Raw genomic sequence first — 5,276 nt, forward strand, 5'->3', positions numbered from 1 at the left:
CGTGCGCCCGCGCCTCCACGGAGTGCAGCAGCGCCTGTACGACGGGCGGCGCGCTGGTCCCGACCCCCTGCTGCGCCACCCGCGCCAGCTGTACGGCCTCCCGCCCGTGCCCGAGATAGACGGCCTGCCTGCTCATGGTCATGAGCACGTACGAGCCGTAGGCCCGGTCCCCGGCCGCCTGCGAGAGCCGCAACGCCTGCACGAAGTACCGCTGCGCGAGCCCGTGCGCGGCGATGTCGTACGACGTCCAGCCGGCGAGCCGGGTGAGGTCGGCCGCCGCCGCGAACAGGCGCCGGCCGGTCTGTTCGCCGTAGACGCCGCGCAGCATCGGCTCGGTCTCGTGCTCCAGATAGCGCACGAGGGCCTGCCGGGCGTGGCCGCCGCCGTAGGCGTTGTCGAGGGTGCGGAAGAGTTCGCCGACCGAGCGGAGCGCGGAGATGTCGCCGCCGGTGACCTTCTGGCCGGGGCCGCGTTCGGCCGCCCCGCGCTGCCGGGGTACGGCGGGGCGGCCCTGCGGGGGCACCCGGGTCGCGGATTCGGCGCGGCCGACCCGGTCGTCGGCGCGGCCGATCAGCCAGTCCCTGCTGGGCACCACAAGACCGGCCGGGGTGAAGGCGATCTTGCGCAGCTCGGCGTGGCTGCCGGAGTCCTTGCGCCACAGCCCGCTGACGATGTCGACGGCCTCCTCGGGGGTCGAGGCGAATTCGAGCCCCGCGTACACCGGCGCACAGGCGTCGAGGCCGAGGTCCTGCGCGGTGAGCCGGCGCCCGAGCCGGCGGGTGAAGACCTCGGCGATGAGGGCGGGGGTGGTGCCGCGGGGCTGCTGCCCGCGCAGCCACCGGGTGACCGACGTCTTGTCGTATCTCAGATCAAGCCCGTGTTCGAGACCGAGTTGGTCCACGCGACGGGCGAGCCCCGCGTTGGAGAACCCCGCTTCTGCGATGAGCGCGGCGAGCTGACGGTTGGGAGTGCGCTGCGCGGGTCGTTCCGTCATCTGCGGTGCGGTCTCCTGCCTTTCGGGCCTCACGGCGGCCGATGCGACCACCGCCTGCCCGGATTGCCTGTGAGCAGCCCTTTTGGCCTCGTGAACGGCGCGAATGTAGCGGAGCGTAAGCGGCTCGTCGCACATTCCGACGTGCATTCATCCGATCGTGTGAGGATTGGTCGTAGGGCTGACGGTCCCGGCCGCCCGGTGGGCTGTCAGCGGTCGGTCGTACAGTGGCGTAGGCATGTTTCGTGCCTTACGACTCGTAGGTGCTGCTGAGGAGGCGCTTGCCGTGGGTGAGTTGCGGTTCGTCCGGATGGGGTTCGGCGCGGACGCCGTCGAATACCAGGAGGCGTGGGACGAGCAGCGCCGGGTGCACGCGGCCCGCTTCGCGGACGAGATCCCCGACACCGTGCTGCTCCTGGAGCACCCGCCGGTGTACACGGCGGGCCGCCGCACGCAGGACAACGAGCGCCCGCTCGACGGCACCCCCGTCATCGACGTCGACCGCGGCGGCAAGATCACCTGGCACGGCCCGGGCCAGCTGGTCGGCTACCCGATCCAGAAGCTGCCCCGCCCCGTGGACGTCGTCGCGCACGTACGACGCCTGGAGGAGGCGCTGATCCGCGTGTGCGCGGAGTTCGGCGTGGAGACCAGCCGGGTCGAGGGCCGCAGCGGGGTGTGGGTGCTGGGTGATCCGGTGGAGCAGCGGCCGTCGATCGGCGGGCTGTCCATCGATTTCGACCCCCGTCTGCAGGACGAGGAGTTCGACCCGCGGATGAACGGCCCGGAGTACGCGCCCTCGAACGCCGGCCAGCGCCGCGAGGACCGCAAGATCGCCGCGATCGGCATCCGCGTGGCCAAGGGCGTCACGATGCACGGCTTCGCGCTGAACGTGAACCCGGACAACAGGTGGTTCGACCGGATCATCCCGTGCGGCATCCGCGACGCCGGCGTCGCCTCGCTCGCGGCCGAGCTGGGCCGGGACGTCACGATCGACGAGGTACTGCCGGTGGTCGAGCGCCACCTGAAGGACGTACTGGAGCACGCGGACCCGAAGCCGCGGGAGATCGAGAAGGCCAGTGCCTGACCCGGGAATGTGACTTTCCGCTCTGCGGTTGGCCTCAAGGCGGGGGCCTGAAATCACGGGCGTACCCTGGTGTACGCCGAAGAATCGAAGCTACAGGGAGCCGATGTGTCCGCAGTCGCACCCGACGGACGCAAGATGCTGCGCCTGGAGGTCCGGAACGCCCAGACCCCCATTGAGCGCAAGCCCGAGTGGATCAAGACCCGGGCGAAAATGGGTCCCGAGTACACGAAGATGCAAGCCCTCGTGAAGAGCGAGGGTCTGCACACGGTCTGCCAGGAAGCCGGCTGCCCCAACATCTACGAGTGCTGGGAGGACCGCGAGGCGACCTTCCTCATCGGCGGCGACCAGTGCACGCGGCGCTGCGACTTCTGCCAGATCGACACCGGCAAGCCCGAGGCCCTGGACCGTGACGAGCCGCGCCGCGTCGGCGAGTCCGTCGTCACCATGGACCTCAACTACGCCACGATCACCGGCGTCGCCCGCGACGACCTGGAGGACGGCGGCGCCTGGCTGTACGCCGAGACGGTCCGCCAGATCCACCAGCAGACGGAGTCCCGCGAGAGCGGCCGTACGAAGGTCGAACTGCTCGCCCCCGACTTCAACGCGGTCCCCGAGCAGCTCGCCGAGGTCTTCTCCTCCCGCCCCGAGGTCTTCGCGCACAACGTCGAGACGGTCCCGCGCATCTTCAAGCGCATCCGCCCCGGCTTCCGCTACGACCGCTCCCTCAAGGTCATCACCGAGGCCCGCGACTACGGCCTGGTCACCAAGTCGAACCTGATCCTCGGCATGGGCGAGACCCGCGAGGAGGTCAGCGAGGCGCTGCGCCAACTGCACGAGGCGGGCTGCGAGTTGGTCACGATCACGCAGTATCTGCGGCCCTCGGTGCGGCACCACCCCGTGGAGCGCTGGGTGAAGCCGCACGAGTTCGTCGAACTCAAGGAGGAGGCCGAGCAGATCGGCTTCTCCGGTGTCATGTCCGGCCCGCTGGTGCGCAGTTCGTACCGTGCCGGGCGGCTGTACCAGATGGCGATCGAGAAGCGTGGCGCGTACGTGGCCTCGCAGGCGGTCTGAAGCAAGGCCGTGTGAATTCGCGCACAAGCAGCTACCCGCCAGTAGCACCCGCCACCGACGCGGCCCTGACCGTCCTCCCAGTTGAGGGCGTCCATCAGGGCCGCGTCAGCGTTTCGGCCCTCCGCATCAAGGCTTCATTGGCGTTTGACCGGTCGGTCACGCCCTGGTAACACCAAACAGTGACACTCGCTTTACAGCACGTAGCCCCATACCCAGAGCCGTTCCGAGGGGGGACCTCCACCATGCAGGCCGCACCCGTCCGCGCCACCGCCATCCCGTCCGTCACCGACGCCCTGCGCGCCGTCGAGTCACTGCTGATGAGCAGCGGCCAGCGCACCGCCCGCCGCAACGCGTGGACCTCCGTCCTGGAGGACCGCCGCCGCGCCAAGGACCGCGTCGAGGCACAGCTCGTCCTGGAGCAGTCCCTCACCTCCCGCTCCTGACCCCCCTCGCCGGGGCACCGCCGTCGTCGGCGCTCCGGGAGCCACGTAGACTCGTGGCATGGCGAGGAAGGACACGACAGCGGACAACGCTGCGAACCCCGGGCGACTCAAGCAGATCGTCCTGACGTACAAGATGACGCGCAAGGCCGACAAGACGATCGGTCTTGTACTCGCGGCTGTCGGAATTGCCACCTTCGGTGTCTTCCTCGCGATCGGCTTCTTGCTCGGGCACCCCATCTATCTGGGCATTCTCGGCCTGCTGCTCGCCTTCCTCGCGACGGCGATCGTCTTCGGACGACGCGCCGAGCGCGCCGCCTTCGGGCAGATGGAGGGCCAGCCGGGCGCTGCCGCCGCGGTACTGGACAACATCGGCCGGGGCTGGACGACGACTCCGGCGGTGGCGATGAACCGCAGCCAGGACGTGGTGCACCGCGCGGTCGGCAAGGCCGGCATCGTGCTGGTGGCCGAGGGCAACCCGAACCGGGTGAAGTCCCTGCTGGCCGCAGAGAAGAAGAAAATGAACCGCATCGTCGCGGACGTCCCGGTGCACGATGTGATGGTGGGCACCGCCGAGGGCCAGATCCCGCTGAAGAAGGTCCGTACGACGATGCTGAAGCTGCCGCGCGTCCTGACCGGCCCGCAGGTGACGGCCACGAACGACCGGCTGCGCGCGATGGGCGACCTGATGAGCAACATGCCGCTGCCGAAGGGCCCCATGCCCAAGGGGATGAAGCTCCCCAAGGGCGGCGGGAAGGCCCGCTGAGCCTCGGGCCGAGTCGTCAGGCCAGCGTCCTGAACGCGCGGTCGTAATACACCATCGGGGAACCCTCCCCCAGTCGCACACCCGTCACCCGGCCGATCAGGACCGTATGGTCCCCGGCCGGGTGTCGTGCGTGGGGGGTGCAGTCCAGTTCGGACAGGGCCCGCTCGACCGTCGGCAGCCCGCCCGGACTGAGGCCGAGGCCCTCGGACGCGAACTTGTCGGTGCCCTTCGTGGCGAAGCGCAGGGCGAGCGGGCGGTGGGCCGGGGCCAGCACGCTCACGGCGAAACGGTCGCAGCACTCGAACGACGGCGCCGAGTCCGCCGAGTTCGCCAGGCACACCAGCACCATCGGCGGCTCCAGCGAGACCGAGCAGAAGGAGCTGGCGGTGAATCCGCGGGGCGTGCCGTCCCCGCAACGGGTGGTGACCACCACCACGCCCGAGGGGAAGCGGGCCATCGCGGCCCGGAAGTCCTCGGGCTCCACCGCGGCTTCGGCTTCCAGTACTTCCTGACGCTCCGTCATGACGGTGCACCACCTGTTGGCCTTTGCGGGCCTTCGTGGAGGCCGCCGCGAGTTCAGCGGCCTCGGGACGGCCTCGGACACGGCTCACCGACGGTGATCGAGATAGTCACCCGGCTCCAGATCGACTATGCGGTCACTACTCCCGACCGGCAACCGGGACCGGCTCAGTGCACGGCCCCCGCCCCTTCCCGGCCGGCCAGTGCCCAGGCGCCGTAGGCCGCGCCGGTCGTCTCGAAGGAGAGGGCGACATGGGAGGCGGCGCTGTTCACGTCCCGCCAGAAGCGCTGCACCGGGTCGGACGAGGACTGCCCGGAGGTGCCGCCGGCGCGGAAGACGCGGTCGACCGCCGAGACCAGCAGTTCCACCGCCAGGGCGAGGTCCCGGGCGCCCCGGACCGCCGC

General features: G+C 70.2%; 6 protein-coding genes and 1 pseudogene. 4 read left to right on the top strand and 3 right to left on the bottom strand.

The genetic code is table 11. The features are described from left to right. Nucleotides 1-994, bottom strand: a 994-nt coding sequence (locus tag R6V09_RS45110) for a regulator (protein WP_317887282.1), incomplete at its 3' end; no start/stop codon positions are given. A gap of 283 nt (nt 995-1,277) precedes the next feature. Between R6V09_RS45110 and lipB the strand changes: the two genes are divergently transcribed. From lipB to R6V09_RS45130, 4 genes are all read left to right on the top strand, one after another. After that, nucleotides 1,278-2,075, top strand: coding sequence for a lipoyl(octanoyl) transferase LipB (gene lipB / locus R6V09_RS45115; RefSeq protein ID WP_317887283.1), 798 nt, complete (start codon nt 1,278-1,280; stop codon nt 2,073-2,075). Nucleotides 2,076-2,180: 105 nt separating this feature from the next. Beyond that, nucleotides 2,181-3,146 (top strand): lipoyl synthase, encoded by a 966-nt coding sequence (gene lipA / locus R6V09_RS45120; RefSeq protein WP_317887284.1) that lies wholly within the window; start codon nt 2,181-2,183, stop codon nt 3,144-3,146. A gap of 242 nt (nt 3,147-3,388) precedes the next feature. Beyond that, nucleotides 3,389-3,589: an SCO2195 family GlnR-regulated protein gene (locus tag R6V09_RS45125; protein WP_317887285.1), complete on the top strand. Its 201-nt coding sequence runs from the start codon at nt 3,389-3,391 to the stop codon at nt 3,587-3,589. 58 nt (nt 3,590-3,647) lie between these two features. Then, nucleotides 3,648-4,352, top strand: coding sequence for a DUF4191 domain-containing protein (locus tag R6V09_RS45130; RefSeq protein ID WP_317887286.1), 705 nt, complete (start codon nt 3,648-3,650; stop codon nt 4,350-4,352). 16 nt (nt 4,353-4,368) lie between these two features. Here R6V09_RS45130 and R6V09_RS45135 read toward each other — a convergent pair whose 3' ends face one another. Continuing rightward, complete coding sequence (locus R6V09_RS45135) at nt 4,369-4,875, bottom strand: flavin reductase family protein (RefSeq protein WP_317887287.1); 507 nt, start codon at nt 4,873-4,875, stop codon at nt 4,369-4,371. 164 nt (nt 4,876-5,039) lie between these two features. After that, a pseudogene (locus R6V09_RS45140) lies at nt 5,040-5,276 on the bottom strand (hydrolase); the annotation flags it as partial.

The organism is Streptomyces sp. W16, assembly GCF_033194735.1.
GTDB lineage: Bacteria > Actinomycetota > Actinomycetes > Streptomycetales > Streptomycetaceae > Streptomyces.